Genomic DNA, 14,754 nt, shown 5'->3' with positions numbered 1-14,754 from the left:
CACGGTTGATGAGCAAACCATTCAGAATCGCCGCGATTGCTGGCGACGGTATCGGTAAGGAAGTCTTGCCGGAGGGGCTGCGGGTATTGGAGCAGGCGGCGAAGAAATGGCAATTGGATCTGAGCATCGAAGTGCTCGACTGGGCCCACTGCGATTACTACCTGGAACACGGGCAGATGATGCCCGCCGACTGGTTCGAACAGCTCCAGGGCTTCGATGCGATCTATTTTGGCGCCGTGGGCTGGCCGGACAAGGTGCCGGATCACATTTCCCTGTGGGGTTCGCTGCTGAAGTTTCGCCGGGACTTCGACCAGTACGTGAACATCCGTCCGGTGCGGCTGTTTCCCGGCGTGCCGTGTCCGTTGGCCGGACGTGAAGCCGGGGACATCGACTTCGTGGTGATCCGCGAAAACACCGAGGGCGAGTACTCCTCGGTCGGCGGCAAGATGTTCGAAGGCACCGAGCACGAGTTCGTGCTGCAGGAGTCGGTATTTACCCGACGCGGTGTGGACCGGATTCTCAAGTTCGCCTTCGACCTGGCCCAGACCCGGCCGCGCAAACGCCTGACGGCGGCGACCAAGTCCAACGGCATTTCCATCAGTATGCCGTACTGGGACGAACGCACGGCGCTCATGGCGCAGCAGTACCCGGACGTCACCTGGGACAAGCAACACATCGATATCCTGTGTGCGCGCTTTGTGCTTCAGCCAGACCGTTTTGATGTGGTCGTGGCGTCGAATCTGTTCGGTGACATCCTGTCCGACCTCGGACCTGCCTGCGCTGGCACCATCGGCATCGCCCCTTCGGCCAACCTTGATCCACAGCGACGATTTCCCTCGTTGTTCGAACCGGTCCATGGCTCGGCGCCAGATATCTATGGACAGAACATCGCCAACCCGATCGCGATGATCTGGTCCGGTGCCTTGATGCTCGACTTCCTGGGTAATGGCGATGAACGCTATCGCGCGGCCCATGACGGGATTCTCAGGGCCATCGAGCGGGTTATTGCAGAGGGCCCGATTACGCCTGATCTTGGCGGGCAGGCGTCGACTCAGGAGGTTGGCCTGGCTATTGCGGGGGCGCTTTGAACTGGGCGTTGCGCTTTTTTTGGTGTGTATATCCGTTGCTGCGGTAACGGCTGCTTAGGGTTCCGCCTTTACGGCGGGTCACTTTTGCGCGCAAAAGTAACCAAAACGCTTTTGCCCCACCACTCGGTGCCTCGCTTAGGCTCGGCATGCCTGAACGAAGGCCTTGCTCCGTGGGCCCGCCGCGAAGGGCCATCCATGGCCCAGCGCAGCTATCCCGGCATCCATGCCGGGATGCCCACTGCGCAACCCCTTCGTTCAGCCAGCGTGGTTAACGGGGCGCCGAGATCAACGTCCCCCGCGAGGCGGCCTGATAGCCGACCTGGCTCTTCAGGTCCCACTCCGATCCAACTGTGGGAGCGAGCCTGCTCGCGAAGGCGGTGTATCAGCCGATGAAGATATTGAATGAACTGGCCCCTTCGCGAGCAAGCTCGCTCCCACAGGGTTCCTCGGTATGCCGTGAGGCCTGCGTCTGCCGCTGATCCAATGTGGGAGCGAGCCTGCTCGCGAAGGCGGTGTGTCAGTCAATGAAGATTTTGAATGGACCGGCCCCTTCGCGAGCAGGCTCGCTCCCACAGGGATTTCATGTGTGCCGTGAACCTGCGTCTGTAGAAGACCCAATGTGTGCGAGCTTGCTCGCGATGGCGGTGTGTCAGCCGATGAAGATGTTGAATGAGCTGGCCTCTTCGAGCAGGCTCGCTCCCACAGGAGAAGCGCGGTTCACCAAAAAACAGGTCGGCTCGAAGGCCGCCTCGCGGCGGACGTTGATCTCGGCGCCCCATTAACCACGCTGGCCGAACGTAGGCATTGTGGAGTGGGCAACCCGGCATGGATGCCGGGTTAGCCGCGCTGGGCCATGGATGGCCCTTCGCGGCGGGCCCACGGAGCAATGCCGGAGTGCGGGCACACCGAGCCTAGGCGAGGTGCCGAGTGGTGGGGCAAAAGCGCTTTGGTTACTTTCGCGCTTTTCGAAAGTGACCCGCCGTAAGGGCGGAACCCTAAGCTGCCGTGACCGAAACAACGGATATTCACACCAAAAAAGCTCCGTCAGACATCACTTGCAAACATAAAACTTGCGCACATAGACGCTGCTCTTCCAGGCGCAAGGAGCCCCCTTGGGCACAAACACCGTATCGCCAGTATTCACCGCCAGCGCCGATCCATCGCCGAGCTGGAGAATGATGCTGCCCTCGATCAGGTGCATCAGTTCGTGCATCGTGTGCGGTCTTGTCCTGCGGGTATAGGGCGTCGAATCCCAGACGCCGATGCGCAGGTTTGTCGTGTCCTCGACGAACAGATTGTTCGAGCGACATTGCGGGGTCGGGCTCAGCAGGAATTCTTCACTCGGTGGCGTCGAGGGCGCGAGGAGGGTGTGCCGGGGGAGAGCGGTCACTCCGACGTTGCCCGCTTCAACAGGCTGGGTATCGGCGCAGAATGCCCAGAGCGAGCCAGGTTGCGCCTCGATCCGAATCGATGTGCCGCGGGCAATTACCGCGCTGTCACCCGGATCAAGTTGCAGCGAGTGTTCCTCGCTTTGCAGAATGACCTGTCCGGCGTGGACCACGATCGTTTCACTGTAGGGATATGCATCGACGCTGAACTGTCCGCTCGCCTGGACGATACCGGCAGCAATGTCATGGGTCCCGAGATAGGCAATCTGCCTGTCGAACGGATCGTTGGCTCCCAATGAGCCGCCGGTGAATGCGGTTGACGCGGGAGTGCCGTTGGCGTGGGCCAACAGCACGGCAGTGGGCTCTAGCATGAGGGTGTTTCTCCGGGAAAGTAGAGGATGTAGCGGTGTCAGCCGATGGCCTGGGTCACCAGTGCAAACTGCTTTACGCCGCCCCTGGCCTGGGGCGGGGAGCCACGGACCATCTGGGCGACGGTGTCGACCTGCTTCAGCCCGGCTTCTTCCAGCCAGGGACCCAGGCCGCTGTCGGACGGTACATCCATGCGGACGAAAGCATCCGGCACTTGAGCCAACAGCACCGCGATCAAGTGCTTGGCCTGCTGTGGGTTTTCTGCAACGACCGGGCCGATGTAACGACCACGACCGAATGGACGCAGGATGGCGAACGCGCGCAGTTGACCATCGCGCTCGATGCCCACGACGTCTTCGACACTGTCGAACAGATCATTGAGCACGGCATGCCTGTCCAGGCCGCTGCCGGCGCTGGCGAGTTCGATCACGTTGTTTCGATCCGCTTCGGTCAGGCGGCGCAGGCGCTCACCGGATGGCAGGTCCTTGGGGGCCGGGGGCGATACGTTCCCCTGATGTTGTTGGATATGACCAAAGTCAACGAATCCCTGGCTGGCATAAAGAGGCGCCCCGGCCAGCGTCGCGTTGAGCATGGCGGTCTGCGTTCCACACGCTTGGAGTGCCAGTTCCATCAGTTTGCGACCGATGCCCTGGCCCTGGTATTCGTCACTGACGATCACCAGGCCGATCGTGGCGTAATCACCCTGCGGGCAGGTGAACGCGGTGCCGATCAGGCGGCCGTGGTCCTCGGCGACAAAACCCTGCGAGACGCGCTGCAGCATGGCCCAGTCCTCCAGGCGATGGGGCCACTTCAACTGCACGGACAAGGCATGGGCCGCTGCCACATCGGCAGCGGTCATGGGGCGATAGGCATACGTCGGGCGTTGCGAACTGGACATGAACATCTCCGTATTCAAGGGAGCGTGACCGGGCGGATTTTTCCGCCGAAAGGATTGATATCTCACCTGCCGCGAGACCTGACAAGAGGCGCAGATCGATTCGGTAGATTGCATCAGTTGCGGCTTCACGCACCGCAGTTATTGCTCAAATCGACAGCAGGCCCAGCAGCAAATATCAGCGGATTTTTCGCCGGTGCTTTCGTAGCTGCGTGAGCAAGCACCGCTCAATAACGTCGCTGGCGGTCAATCTGGCCAAGCATCGATTCACCGCGCTGATGCCGACGGATGTTGTCCAGCAACACGCCGAAGGCACTTTCGGGTTGAGTCATCGCCGCGATATGCGGCGTCAGCAGTATCTGCGGATGCTGCCAGAACGGGTGATCCGGCGCTGCCGGCTCCTGTTGCAGGACGTCAAGCACCGCCGCGCTGAGTTGGCCGCTGGCCAGGGCCTCGAGCAGATCCTCTTCTATCAGGTGGCCACCACGGCCCATGTTGACCAGGGCAGCACCCTCGGGCAGATGTCTGAATAATTGACGGCTGAGAATCCCTTGGGTCTGCTCGGTCAATGGCAGGACGCAAATCACGATGTCGCATTGGCCGAGGAAGGCCGGGAGCTGTTCGTCACCGGCAAAGCAATTCACCCCGGCGATGTGATGCTCGCTGCGTGCCCAACCTGACAAGGCGAAGCCAAAGGTCTGCAAGGTGGCCAGAATCTGCCGGGCCTGCATGCCGAGCCCCATGACCCCGACCCGACGCTGGGCCGCCGGTTGCAGCAAGTGCGCCTGCCACCATCGGGCAATCTGTTGCTGGCGATAACGGAGCATATCCCGGTGCAGGCTGAGCACGGCGAAGCTGGCGTACTCGCACATGCCCCGGGTAATGCCGGGATCGAGGAGACGGACCACCGGCAGGGAGGTGGGCAAGCGATCAAGATCAAGCTGATCGACCCCGGCCGACAAAGCGAACAGCACTTGCAGGTTCGGCAAGAGTGTTTCGAGGTCATCCGGCGCCTGCCAGGCGGCGAGGAAGCGAATGTCCTTCGGGTCGCCGATGTCCGGCCAGGCGCGCCATTCGATGTCCGGAGCGTGCTCGGCGAATAGACGCTTCCATTGTTCACCGCGTACCGGGTCGGCTTTATACAACAGGGCCATGGGTAACTTCTCGTACAAGATAGGGAACATCCAGCATGCCCGAGTGGCAAAGCAGGATGTATCGAAACAGCCTGCGTAATCGCCGGACACTGCTTTGTACAGGGCGTCTGCCGGCAGATTCCATGGGGCTGGAGTCGGCTGAAGGATTCTGCTGTTTGCCGGGGTGAAAACAGTCGATCCGAATTTCCCAGAGGCCAAGTTCGGCTTAGACAATTGTGTCGAACGCTTAACCTGTGGAACACATCGCAGCCGTTTCCCGGTTGCCTGGTTCACTGTGGGAGATGCCATGAACAGTAAAGTCGAAGAAACCCCGAGCCTGCTCCTTCAACGCGATCAATTCGTGCCACGAGGGTTGGTCACCGCGCATCCGCTGGTCATCGACCGGGCCCAGGGGGCAGAGGTGTGGGACGTGGACGGGGCGCGCTATCTGGACTTCGTCGGCGGCATCGGCGTGTTGAACATCGGTCATAATCACCCGAAGGTGATCGCGGCAGTGCAGGCTCAATTGCAGAAGGTCAGCCACGCGTGTTTCCAAGTGGTGGCCTACAAACCGTACATCGATCTGGTCAAGCGCCTGTGTGCCTTGGTGGGTGGGCAGCAAGCCTGCAAGGCGGCGCTGTTCACTTCCGGCGCGGAAGCGGTGGAGAACGCGGTGAAGATCGCCCGCGCGCATACCAATCGTCCCGCCGTCATTGCCTTCCGGGGCGGTTTCCATGGGCGTACCTTACTGGGTACGACGCTGACGGGCATGAGCCAGCCCTACAAGCAGAACTTCGGACCTCTGGCGCCGGAGGTCTTCCATACGCCATATCCGAATGCCTATCGCGGTTTCAGCAGTGAGATGGCGTTGCAGGCACTCAACGAATTGCTGGCGACCCAAGTCGCGCCGGATCGGGTCGCGGCGATTATCATCGAGCCGGTGCAGGGCGATGGAGGCTTCCTCAGCGCTCCACCAGAATTTCTCCAGGCGCTGCGAGCCTTGACCGAGCAGCACGGCATCGTGCTCATCCTCGATGAAATCCAGACCGGCTTCGGTCGTACCGGCAAATGGTTCGGTTTCCAGCACGCCGGCATCCAGCCGGACCTGGTCACCGTCGCCAAAAGCCTGGCCGGAGGCCTGCCCATCTCGGGCGTGGTGGGGCGCGCGCACATCATGGACGCGCCACTGCCCGGCGGCCTTGGCGGCACCTACGGCGGTAACGCCCTGGCGTGTGCCGCGGCATTGGCGGTGATCGAGGCTTATGAGCAGGAGCATCTGCTCGAGCGTGGCCTGGTCCTGGGGGAGCGGCTGCGTCAGGGCCTGCTGCGCTTGCAGGCCCGCCACCCGCGCATCGGTGATGTGCGCGGCACCGGCTTCATGCTGGCAATCGAATTGATCAAGGATGATCACGCCCGCAGCCCGGATGCCGAGCTCACCCAGCGCCTGATCGATCAGGCAAGGATTGGCGGGCTGCTGGTGATCAAATGCGGGGTGTACCGAAATGTCCTGCGCTTCCTCGCTCCCCTGGTCACCGAAGAAAGTCAGATCGACGAAGCACTGGCCATCCTTGAAGCCGCATTGCAACGGGTAATGGATTAATCTCAGGTCTCGGTCGGCAAGTTGGCGATTTTGTCGACCGAGGCAGCCAGGCATAAGGATTGATAAACGCACCATGGGAGGCGACACATGCACCTGACTGATTATCGTGCGCTGCTGATCGATTGCGACGAAGTCCTGGTCGATCGGGATTCCGGTGTCTGGACGGCCCTGCAACCCTTGCTCGAAAACCGTCCGGGCATGCCCGGCAAGGAACAGGTATTGGCGGAATTCGACGAGGCGGTACGCGGGCTCTATCCACGCTTTTCCGATCTCGGCTTCAGCGGCTTGTTGTGTTTTGCCCATCGCCAGTTGGCGGAGCGCCTGGGGCTCAAGGTCAGCTGGGAAGAGGGCATGAGCTTTGCCCGTTCGGCCTGCAACTGGTCGCTGTTCGAGGACGCACCGGGTGCCATGTTGTATCTGCGCAAATTCTACCGGTTATTGGTTTACTGCGATCGTGATGCCGAGGATCGCGACCAGCTCTGCGAGCGCTTGGGAATTCCACCCGAGGACCTGCATTCGCGAGCCAGCAATCCACTGGAGGATGAGGCATGGTTGCTGCAGAACCAACTCGAGCCTGGAACGATCATGCAAGTGTCCAGACCGCCCGCACAACCGCCAAAATCGGCTGGCCTGTGCCTGATCCGCCGTGGCCATGAGCCTGAAAATCAAGAATATTCCGCCGATTTCTACATCACCAGCATGGCCGACCTCGTCGCTCAGCATCAGCTATCTTTGCGCCGTTGAATTTGCTAAAACCACTGTCAGCCTGAAGACGACCGAGGGGTACCCGATGGAAGGTTTAATAAAACTAGACCGAATTGATATCAGTATCCTTGTTGAACTTCAAAAGGACGGTCGGATGACCAATGTCAGCCTCGCCGATGCCGTGGGACTGTCCTCCAGCCCTTGTCTGCAGCGGGTCAAGCGCCTCGAATCAGCCGGTTATATCTCCGGGTACAGGGCGCATCTGAACCTCGCAAAGATCACCGACTCGGTCACGGTATTTACCGAAATCACCCTCAGCGACCATAAACGGGAAGACTTCGCCAAGTTTGAATCGAATATTCGTCTGGTCGACGAAGTACTTGAGTGCCACTTGATCAGCGGCGGTTACGATTATCTGGTGCGCTTCATGACGTGCAGCATCCAGCATTATCAGGAAGTGGTCGAAGGGTTGCTGGACAAGAACATCGGTATCTCCAAATACTTCAGTTACATCGTCATCAAATCGCCGGTGCTCAAGGATGGAGTGCCGTTGCGCCGACTACTGCGCCATTGAGCCCACCGCTGACCCGTGGGAGCGAGCCTGCTCGCGAAGAGGCCAGCGCATTCAACCTCTTCATCGGCTGTGATAACGCTATCGCGAGCAGGCTCGCTCCTACACTGGATCTTCAGCAAAGTCAGATAGTCTGCCCGCCGGAAACTTCGATGCGCTGCCCGGTAACCCAGCGGTTGTCCTCCGCCAGCAGACTCGCAACCATTGGCCCGATATCGTCCGGGACGCCAACCCGGCCAAGGGCAGTCATGCCAGCGAATTGCGCATTCAGATCCGGCATGTCGCGCACTGCGCCACCCAGGAAGTCCGTGGCAATCGCGCCAGGGGCCACCGTATTTACCGTGACTCCACGGCCGCCCAGCTCTCTGGCCATATAGACCGTGAGGGTTTCGATCGCGCCTTTAGCGGCGGCATACGCCGAGAAACCGGGAAAGGAAACACGCGTCAGCCCGGATGAATAGTTGACGATGCGACCGCCATCGATGATCAGTGGCAAGAGCGCCTGCGTCAGGAAAAAAACACCTTTGACGTGCACATTGAACAGCTCATCGAATTGCTCTTCGGTGGTCTCGGCAAACGCCGCCATCGCGCCGTGACCCGCGTTGTTGAGGAGGAAGTCGAAGTCGGCTCGACCCCAGTCTTGCTGGAGGGCGTCGGAAAGCGTGGCGACGAATGTGCCGAAGCTGGAAACGTCGCTCACGTCGAGTTTCAACGCAACGGCTTTGCGCCCGAGCCGTTCGATTTCGCCGACCACGTCCCGGGCTTGGGCCTCGCCGTTGCGATAGGTGAGGATGACGTCGTTGCCCTTTTCAGCGATGGCAATAGCGGCATTGCGGCCCAGGCCACGGTTGGCGCCGGTAATGAGTGCAATCTTGTTCATTGGAAAGACCTCTTGGTGAGTTGGAATAACCTGCGATTTCGCGAGCGGCTTTTTGTCGATAGCCGATGAGCATGGCAAACCACGGCGATGGGCTTGCCCCGCGCTGAGGGATTCTGTTATCTGTCGGGCAGACTGTAGGCAAACCGCAGACGCTTTAAAAAGACTTTGTATGCTCGAACCCATGCCTTAGAGGTATCGCTTGATGGAGCTGCGTCACCTTCGTTACTTCGTTGCCGTTGCCGAAGAGGGCAACCTGACCTCTGCCGCGACCAAACGTCTTCATACCGCGCAACCATCCCTTAGCCGCCAGCTGCGCGATCTGGAGTTGGAGGTTGGCGCGCAGCTGTTTGTCCGCAAGGCCAGGGGCATCGAACTGACGCCGGCCGGAATAGCGTTCCTGGATCAGGCCAGGCTTGCGCTCAGTCATGCTGAAGAAGCCGTGGCGGCGGCTAGGCGAGCGGCAAGGCCGGCGAAGAAGGTGTTCTCGGTGGGTTTCCTGACGGGGCAGGAGGTGGACTGGCTGCCCAGCGTGACGCGTTTGCTTCGGCATGAGCTGCCCAACATCGAATTCAAGGTCATCAGCTTGCAATCGCCCTCGCTGGCCGACGCTATTCAACGCGGCGACGTCGACCTGGGCTTTCTGCGCGTGGAGCCGCGGCCGGATGTCAGTTATGAGGTTGTCGCGAAAGAGCCATTGCTGGTCATCATGCCGAACGACCATCGCCTGGCGTCGATGGGCGATATCGATCCGGCCGAGTTGGCGAGCGAGACGTTCATCGGCTGTTCGGAGATTCCCCACGTACTACGCGATGTCATCGCGCAGTACTTCGCCAGTTGTAACGTGCAGGTCAACGCCTCCTACTGGCTGGACGACTACGGCACCGGGATCTCTCTGATCAGCTCCACGCGGGGCGTTGCCATCCTGCCAGCCTACGTGGAGCCGCTGCTGCCCTGGACGATCGTCAGCAGGCCGCTCAAGGGAAAACAGCCTGGCATCGACCTGGCGGTGGGGTACCGGACCGATAATCCATCACCCATCCTGAAAACGTTCCTAGAGAGCATCGATCAGATCAGGGCCGCGGGGCCGGCGGGCAATCGGCGCAGGGCGGACGCCGGTTACTGATCCACCGAACGGCTGTTCAGCCGCAATCCGCAAGCCAGTGCCTGGAAACTCTCGATGGCTTTTTCGCAGGCCGCCAGCGGATCCTCGGCATGCGCAATCCACAAGGACGCGCCGAGCAGGGCGCCCATGATCAGGCGCGCGGTCGCTTCAGGATCGACGCTGCGGATCGTGCCCTCATCGATCAGCTTTTCCAGGCTGCCCTGGGTGCTGCGGATGCAAGCGTTCTGGCTCGGCCACTGCGATGGATCGCCCAGCACCGCCGGCCCGTCGAGGAACACGATGCGCTGGATTTCCGGCTCCAGGGACATCTTGATGTAGGCGATCGATTCATCGATAAAACCGTCCCATGTCGTGTTCGCTTCGTCGATGATTACCGACAGACGCTCCATCATCTCGTCGTCAATCTGGGCAATAACAGCCTGCAGCAAGCCCTTCTTGTCGCCAAAGTGGTGGTACAGCGCACCACGAGTGAGACCCGCCTGAGCGGTCAAATCGTCCATCGAACTGTCCGCGTACCCCTTCGCGGCAAAAGCTTCTCGCGCTGCCTTGATCAGCTTGCCGCGGGTCTGCGCAATCATGTCCGCACGCTTCTGCGCCATTAATCCTGTTCCTTCTGAAAATTTGACATTCGCTGCGTATGTGAATTGACATACGCTGCGTATGTCGTATTGTGTTTGACATACGAGGCGTATGCAACTGCCTGGATATTGCGTTCCCCGGCTCCGGAGGTCGCTGATGAGCACAGGATACCGATCAATGCGCGAGCAGCGTGATTGCGATGTTTCATTTCATGACCCAGCCCTTGGGAAAACGCTTGGGTTTATCGTCAACCCTGTCGCCGGCATGGGCGGCCCCGTGGGTTTGAAGGGCACCGACGGAGTCGAGGTCTTGCTTGAAGCAAAACGCCGCGGGGCGCGCCCGGTTTCAAGCGAGAGGGCTTTGCTTGCGCTCCGGCGGCTGGCAACTTCGACGGCGCCATTTCGGCTGCTGACCGGCTCTGGCGAGCTGGGTGAAGATGTCGCACGGGCCGCCGGCCTCGACCCGATCGTCGTGTACTCGTCTGTGCCCGGATCGAGTCGCCCTGATGACACACGGAGCGCGGCGTTGGTCATGGCATACGCAGCGGTTGACCTGTTGCTGTTCGCCGGCGGTGATGGCACGGCGCGGGATGTGCTGGGCATGGTCGGTGATCGTGTGCCCATCCTGGGAATCCCGACGGGTGTAAAGATGTATTCCGCAGTGTTTGGTACCAATCCGCAGAACGCCGGGAATCTTGCGGCACGCTTCGTTGCGGCAGAACCTTCGGTGCGTTTTCGCGAGGCCGAGGTGATGGACATCGATGAGGCTGCGATGCGCAGCGACCGGGTGTCGGCACGGCTCTACGGCTACGCACGCAGCCCGCACGAGCGCCACCTGACGCAAAACGCCAAGGCAGGTTCCGCCGCCAACGAAAATATCTCCCTCGACGCGGTGTCCCGGCAGGTTGTCAGGGAGATGCAACCCGGCTGCCTGTACCTGCTGGGTCCCGGCACGACGACACGGCGGATCATGGCCGAGCTCGGCCTACCTTCGACGCTGCTCGGGGTGGACGCGGTGAAGGATGGAGCGCTGATGGGCGCCGACCTCAATGAACACCAGTTGATCCGCCTGATGGAGGGCCATGAGACCCGCGTCATCGTCGGCGTTCTCGGCGGTCATGGCAGTTTGTTCGGTCGTGGCAATCAGCAGATCAGCGCCGAAGTCATCCGCCGGGCAGGGCGCGACAACATCATCGTCGTCGCCTCGATGGACAAGCTGCTTGCCCTTGATGCCGGCTGCCTGCGCGTCGACACGGGAGACGCCGAAGTCGACGCCATGCTCAGCGGATATCTGCGCGTGCACACGGGACCTGACCGGTCCGTCTTCTTCAGGGTTCGATCCTGATCATTTGCCACCTGAAAAACGAGGATACCCCCATGAGTCATCATGTCGCTCACCCCTATATGGCGAACTCCGTTCCCGCGCTAAAACGGGAGATGCTCGATTCGATTGGTGTCGACAGCATCGAGGCGTTGTTCCAACAGATACCCGAGGAACATCGACTGCAACGTCCGATTGATTTGCCGCCGGCTCTCAATGAGAGCGAGCTGCGTCGGCACTTGGTCAGCATATTATCGAAGAACCGGACCTGCGAGCAGAACCTGAATTTCCTCGGTGCCGGCTGTTGGCAACATCACGTTCCGGCGGCGTGCGACGAGGTAGTGCGCCGCAACGAGTGGCTGACCTCGGTTTTTGGCGAGCCGAGTTCCGACCACGGCCGTAATCAGGCCTGGTTCGAATTCTGCAGCCAGCTCGGCGAACTGCTGAACATGGATCTGGTCGGCCTGCCGGTGCGCAGCTGGGGTTGCGCCGCGGGCCACGCCATTCGCATGGCGACGCGCATTACCGGGCGCAGCGAAGTGGCGGTGGTACGTGCGATTGACCCGGAGCGGTTGTCGATCATCCGCAACTATTGCGAACCCGTGGAGATGCCCGGGCACATCGCTGTGCGATTGATCGACTACGACCCGAAAACCGGTTTGCTCGATCTCGAACACCTGCGCGCGTCGATCGGGGCGCAAACGGCCGCTGTCTATTTCGAGACGCCGTCGTACTTCGGCGTGATCGAGCGGCAAGGTGCCGAGATCGCGGCGATGGCCCATGCTGTCGGCGCGGAGGTCATTGTCGGCGTCGATCCGATTTCCCTGGGTGTGCTCGCCGCACCGATTGATTTTGGTGCCGACATCGTCGTGGGCACCACCCAGCCGCTTGGCGTGCACATGAACTGTGGCGGTGGTGTCAGCGGTTTCATTGCCTCGCGTGACGAAGAACTGTACGCCCATCAATACCCGACGTTGTTTATCAGCATCGCCGAAACTATCCAGCCTGGCGAATACGGTTTTGGCCTGAGCCTGTTCGAACAATCGTCCTACGGCCTGCGTGACAAGGGTAACGACTGGACCGGCCACTCGGTGTACATGTGGGCCATCGCCAACGCCGTCTACATGGCGATGATGGGGCCGAAGGGTTTTGAGGATGTCGGCAAGCTCATCCTGCAACGTGCTCACTACGCAGCCAGGCTGCTGGCTGAAATTCCAGGCGTGCAAGTGACCTTTCCCTGCGGCTTCTTCAAGGAGTTCGTGGTGAATTTCGACGCCACCGGGCTGAGGGTGAAGGACATCAACAAGCGGCTGCTCGCACTCGGGATCTTCGGGGGCAAAGACCTGACGCAAGACTTCCCGGCACTCGGCGCCAGCGCGCTGTACTGCGTCACCGAGATCCACACCCAGGCCGACATCCAGCGCCTGAGCGCTGCACTCAAGAAGGTAATCTCGCAATGAACACGCCACTCAAGCAATACCATGCTCCGGTCTGGAGCGAGCCGGTGATCCTCGAAATGGGCTACCCCGGCCGTCGTGGGGTGATTTTTTCCGACGCCGAGGCTGACGTCCAGGCGGCTGTCGGCCGCGCCGATGATCTGGTTCCGGCGAACATGCGACGCACGCGCAAACCGGCGCTGCCGGAGATGTCCGAACCCGAGGTGCTGTATCACTACCTGCGCCTGTCGCAGCAGACCCTGGGTATGATGAATATCAGCCTGTTCGGCACCTGCACCATGAAGTACAACGCCCAGATCAACGAGGCGATGGCCTGGCGCCCGGAAATCACCCATGTGCATCCCCATCAGGACGAAGATACCCTGCAAGGCGCGTTGCAAGTGGTCCATGGCATGGACCTGATACTGCGCGAGTTGTCCGGGATGGATCAGTTCGTTTTCCAGGCCGGCGGCGGTGCCGACGCCGCGTACACCAGTTGCGCCGTGACCCGAGCCTATCACGCGTCCCGTGGCGAACTGGAGCAGCGCAATGAAATCATCACCACGATCCAGACTCACCCGAGCAGCGCCGCGACTGCCGCTGCCGCAGGGTTCAAGGTGATCACCCTGATGATTGAGGAGAACGGCTATCCGTCGCTTGAGTCTCTCAAGGCCGCCGTGTCCCATCGCACCGCGGCGCTGATGGTGAACAATCCCGACGACATGGGCGTGTACAACCCGCACATCCGAGAGTGGGTACAGGTGGTACATGACGCGGGTGGCTTGTGTTTCTACGACCACGCCAATTTCAACGGCGCCATGACCAGGATTCGTGCGCGAGAGCTGGGTTTCGATGCGTGCATGTTCATGTTGCACAAGACCTTTGGCGCACCGAAAAGTGGAGTAGGGGGGCCTGCGGTGGGGGCCTATGGTTGTTCGGCAGAACTTGCGCCGTTCCTGCCGGCGCCGCTGGTGGCCTTCGACGGCGAGCGCTACAGCCTTGATTTCGATCGTCCGCAAAGTTGCGGCAAGATCCGCGAGTTCTGGGGCAACGTCCCGGTGATTCTCAAAGCTTACGCCTGGTCCCGTGCCATGGGCGCGAAGGGGATGGCAGAGGCAGCGGATATCTCGGTGCTGGCCAACAACTACATGGAAAAAGGCCTGTTGGCGATACGCGGCGTGACCCGCTCGCATCCTGAGGCCACGAGCCCGCGCATGGAAATGACACGCTACAGCCTGGAGCGACTCAAGGAGGACACCGGAGTCGATGTCCACGACGTGCAGAACCGCATGAGCGATTTCGGCATTGACCCGATGTGGAGCAGCCATCACCCCTGGCTGGTGCCGGAACCTTTCACGCCCGAGCCGGGCGAGATGTACGGCAAGGAGGCCCTGGACACCTGGATCGCAGTGCTCGCCCACATATCCGAGGAGGCCTATTCGAACCCGGAGATCGTCAAGACTTCGCCGCATAACCAGGCGATCCACCGGTTGCAGAGCGCACCGCTGGAGGACTCGGCACACTGGGCGATGACCTGGCGCGCATACTTGCGAAAGCACCCGCGGCAGACTGCTTGAGCTAGCGTTTGGCGAAGTACCGGTCCCATGATCAAGCGGGCCGTTTTTTTAAACCTGAACAGAGCTAACAATCAGCCATCGGAGCTTTCC

Annotated in this window: 13 protein-coding genes; 8 read left to right on the top strand and 5 right to left on the bottom strand. The window is 60.7% G+C overall.

Annotated features, from left to right (window positions below; genetic code table 11):
* Nucleotides 1-8: 8 nt before the first annotated feature.
* Nucleotides 9-1,088 (top strand): tartrate dehydrogenase, encoded by a 1,080-nt coding sequence (locus J3P96_RS13945; protein ID WP_434651638.1) that lies wholly within the window; start codon nt 9-11, stop codon nt 1,086-1,088.
* A 1,051-nt stretch (nt 1,089-2,139) separates the two neighbouring features.
* Here the strand turns inward: J3P96_RS13945 and J3P96_RS13940 are convergent.
* The 3 genes from J3P96_RS13940 to J3P96_RS13930 all read right to left on the bottom strand — a co-directional run bounded on the left by J3P96_RS13940 (nt 2,140) and on the right by J3P96_RS13930 (nt 4,894).
* Nucleotides 2,140-2,847 carry a cupin domain-containing protein gene (locus tag J3P96_RS13940; RefSeq protein ID WP_434651636.1) on the bottom strand — a complete coding sequence of 236 codons (708 nt, stop codon included), beginning with the start codon at nt 2,845-2,847 and terminating at the stop codon, nt 2,140-2,142.
* A gap of 38 nt (nt 2,848-2,885) precedes the next feature.
* Nucleotides 2,886-3,743 (bottom strand): GNAT family N-acetyltransferase, encoded by an 858-nt coding sequence (locus J3P96_RS13935; protein WP_434651634.1) that lies wholly within the window; start codon nt 3,741-3,743, stop codon nt 2,886-2,888.
* Nucleotides 3,744-3,967: 224 nt separating this feature from the next.
* Entirely contained in the window at nt 3,968-4,894 is a 927-nt protein-coding gene (locus J3P96_RS13930; protein ID WP_434651632.1) for a 2-hydroxyacid dehydrogenase, read from the bottom strand.
* Between the two features lie 286 nt (nt 4,895-5,180).
* Between J3P96_RS13930 and gabT the strand changes: the two genes are divergently transcribed.
* From gabT to J3P96_RS13915, 3 genes are all read left to right on the top strand, one after another.
* Nucleotides 5,181-6,473, top strand: a complete 1,293-nt coding sequence (gene gabT, locus J3P96_RS13925; protein ID WP_434651630.1) for a 4-aminobutyrate--2-oxoglutarate transaminase — start codon at nt 5,181-5,183, stop codon at nt 6,471-6,473.
* A gap of 87 nt (nt 6,474-6,560) precedes the next feature.
* Nucleotides 6,561-7,217, top strand: a complete 657-nt coding sequence (locus J3P96_RS13920) for an HAD family hydrolase (RefSeq protein WP_434651628.1) — start codon at nt 6,561-6,563, stop codon at nt 7,215-7,217.
* Between the two features lie 46 nt (nt 7,218-7,263).
* Nucleotides 7,264-7,752, top strand: a complete 489-nt coding sequence (locus J3P96_RS13915; RefSeq protein ID WP_434623723.1) for an Lrp/AsnC family transcriptional regulator — start codon at nt 7,264-7,266, stop codon at nt 7,750-7,752.
* Nucleotides 7,753-7,873: 121 nt separating this feature from the next.
* Here J3P96_RS13915 and J3P96_RS13910 read toward each other — a convergent pair whose 3' ends face one another.
* Nucleotides 7,874-8,629, bottom strand: coding sequence for an SDR family NAD(P)-dependent oxidoreductase (locus tag J3P96_RS13910; RefSeq protein ID WP_434651626.1), 756 nt, complete (start codon nt 8,627-8,629; stop codon nt 7,874-7,876).
* Between the two features lie 202 nt (nt 8,630-8,831).
* On the opposite strand from J3P96_RS13910, the gene J3P96_RS13905 reads away from it, so the two are divergent.
* Nucleotides 8,832-9,752 (top strand): LysR family transcriptional regulator, encoded by a 921-nt coding sequence (locus J3P96_RS13905; RefSeq protein WP_434651624.1) that lies wholly within the window; start codon nt 8,832-8,834, stop codon nt 9,750-9,752.
* Here the strand turns inward: J3P96_RS13905 and J3P96_RS13900 are convergent.
* Nucleotides 9,746-10,351 carry a TetR/AcrR family transcriptional regulator gene (locus J3P96_RS13900; protein ID WP_434651622.1) on the bottom strand — a complete coding sequence of 202 codons (606 nt, stop codon included), beginning with the start codon at nt 10,349-10,351 and terminating at the stop codon, nt 9,746-9,748. The two genes, J3P96_RS13905 and J3P96_RS13900, sit on opposite strands and share 7 nt — an antisense overlap.
* A 157-nt stretch (nt 10,352-10,508) precedes the next feature.
* Between J3P96_RS13900 and J3P96_RS13895 the strand changes: the two genes are divergently transcribed.
* The 3 genes from J3P96_RS13895 to gcvPB are packed head-to-tail and all read left to right on the top strand — an operon-like array spanning nt 10,509 to nt 14,664.
* Nucleotides 10,509-11,675: an ATP-NAD kinase family protein gene (locus J3P96_RS13895; protein WP_434651620.1), complete on the top strand. Its 1,167-nt coding sequence runs from the start codon at nt 10,509-10,511 to the stop codon at nt 11,673-11,675.
* Nucleotides 11,676-11,707: 32 nt separating this feature from the next.
* Nucleotides 11,708-13,111: an aminomethyl-transferring glycine dehydrogenase subunit GcvPA gene (gene gcvPA / locus J3P96_RS13890; RefSeq protein WP_434651618.1), complete on the top strand. Its 1,404-nt coding sequence runs from the start codon at nt 11,708-11,710 to the stop codon at nt 13,109-13,111.
* A complete protein-coding gene (gene gcvPB / locus J3P96_RS13885) occupies nt 13,108-14,664 on the top strand; it encodes an aminomethyl-transferring glycine dehydrogenase subunit GcvPB (RefSeq protein WP_434651617.1) in 1,557 nt (518 codons plus the stop codon). Before gcvPA ends, gcvPB begins: the two co-directional genes overlap by 4 nt.
* Nucleotides 14,665-14,754 lie beyond the last annotated feature (90 nt).

The sequence above is a fragment of the Pseudomonas sp. R3-56 genome (assembly GCF_051132075.1).
Lineage (GTDB): Bacteria > Pseudomonadota > Gammaproteobacteria > Pseudomonadales > Pseudomonadaceae > Aquipseudomonas.
This window is presented reverse-complemented; position numbering and strand designations above follow the sequence as displayed.

Bases quoted from the DNA above. Each gene is read 5' to 3' on its own strand.
- gcvPA (WP_434651618.1), top strand. From the start codon at position 11,708: ATGAGTCATCATGTCGCTCACCCCTATATGGCGAACTCCGTTCCCGCG.
- gabT (WP_434651630.1), top strand. From the start codon at position 5,181: ATGAACAGTAAAGTCGAAGAAACCCCGAGCCTGCTCCTTCAACGCGAT.
- J3P96_RS13915 (WP_434623723.1), top strand. From the start codon at position 7,264: ATGGAAGGTTTAATAAAACTAGACCGAATTGATATCAGTATCCTTGTT.
- J3P96_RS13935 (WP_434651634.1), bottom strand. From the start codon at position 3,743: ATGTCCAGTTCGCAACGCCCGACGTATGCCTATCGCCCCATGACCGCT.
- J3P96_RS13920 (WP_434651628.1), top strand. From the start codon at position 6,561: ATGCACCTGACTGATTATCGTGCGCTGCTGATCGATTGCGACGAAGTC.
- J3P96_RS13910 (WP_434651626.1), bottom strand. From the start codon at position 8,629: ATGAACAAGATTGCACTCATTACCGGCGCCAACCGTGGCCTGGGCCGC.
- J3P96_RS13945 (WP_434651638.1), top strand. From the start codon at position 9: ATGAGCAAACCATTCAGAATCGCCGCGATTGCTGGCGACGGTATCGGT.
- J3P96_RS13930 (WP_434651632.1), bottom strand. From the start codon at position 4,894: ATGGCCCTGTTGTATAAAGCCGACCCGGTACGCGGTGAACAATGGAAG.
- J3P96_RS13895 (WP_434651620.1), top strand. From the start codon at position 10,509: ATGCGCGAGCAGCGTGATTGCGATGTTTCATTTCATGACCCAGCCCTT.
- gcvPB (WP_434651617.1), top strand. From the start codon at position 13,108: ATGAACACGCCACTCAAGCAATACCATGCTCCGGTCTGGAGCGAGCCG.
- J3P96_RS13900 (WP_434651622.1), bottom strand. From the start codon at position 10,351: ATGGCGCAGAAGCGTGCGGACATGATTGCGCAGACCCGCGGCAAGCTG.
- J3P96_RS13905 (WP_434651624.1), top strand. From the start codon at position 8,832: ATGGAGCTGCGTCACCTTCGTTACTTCGTTGCCGTTGCCGAAGAGGGC.
- J3P96_RS13940 (WP_434651636.1), bottom strand. From the start codon at position 2,847: ATGCTAGAGCCCACTGCCGTGCTGTTGGCCCACGCCAACGGCACTCCC.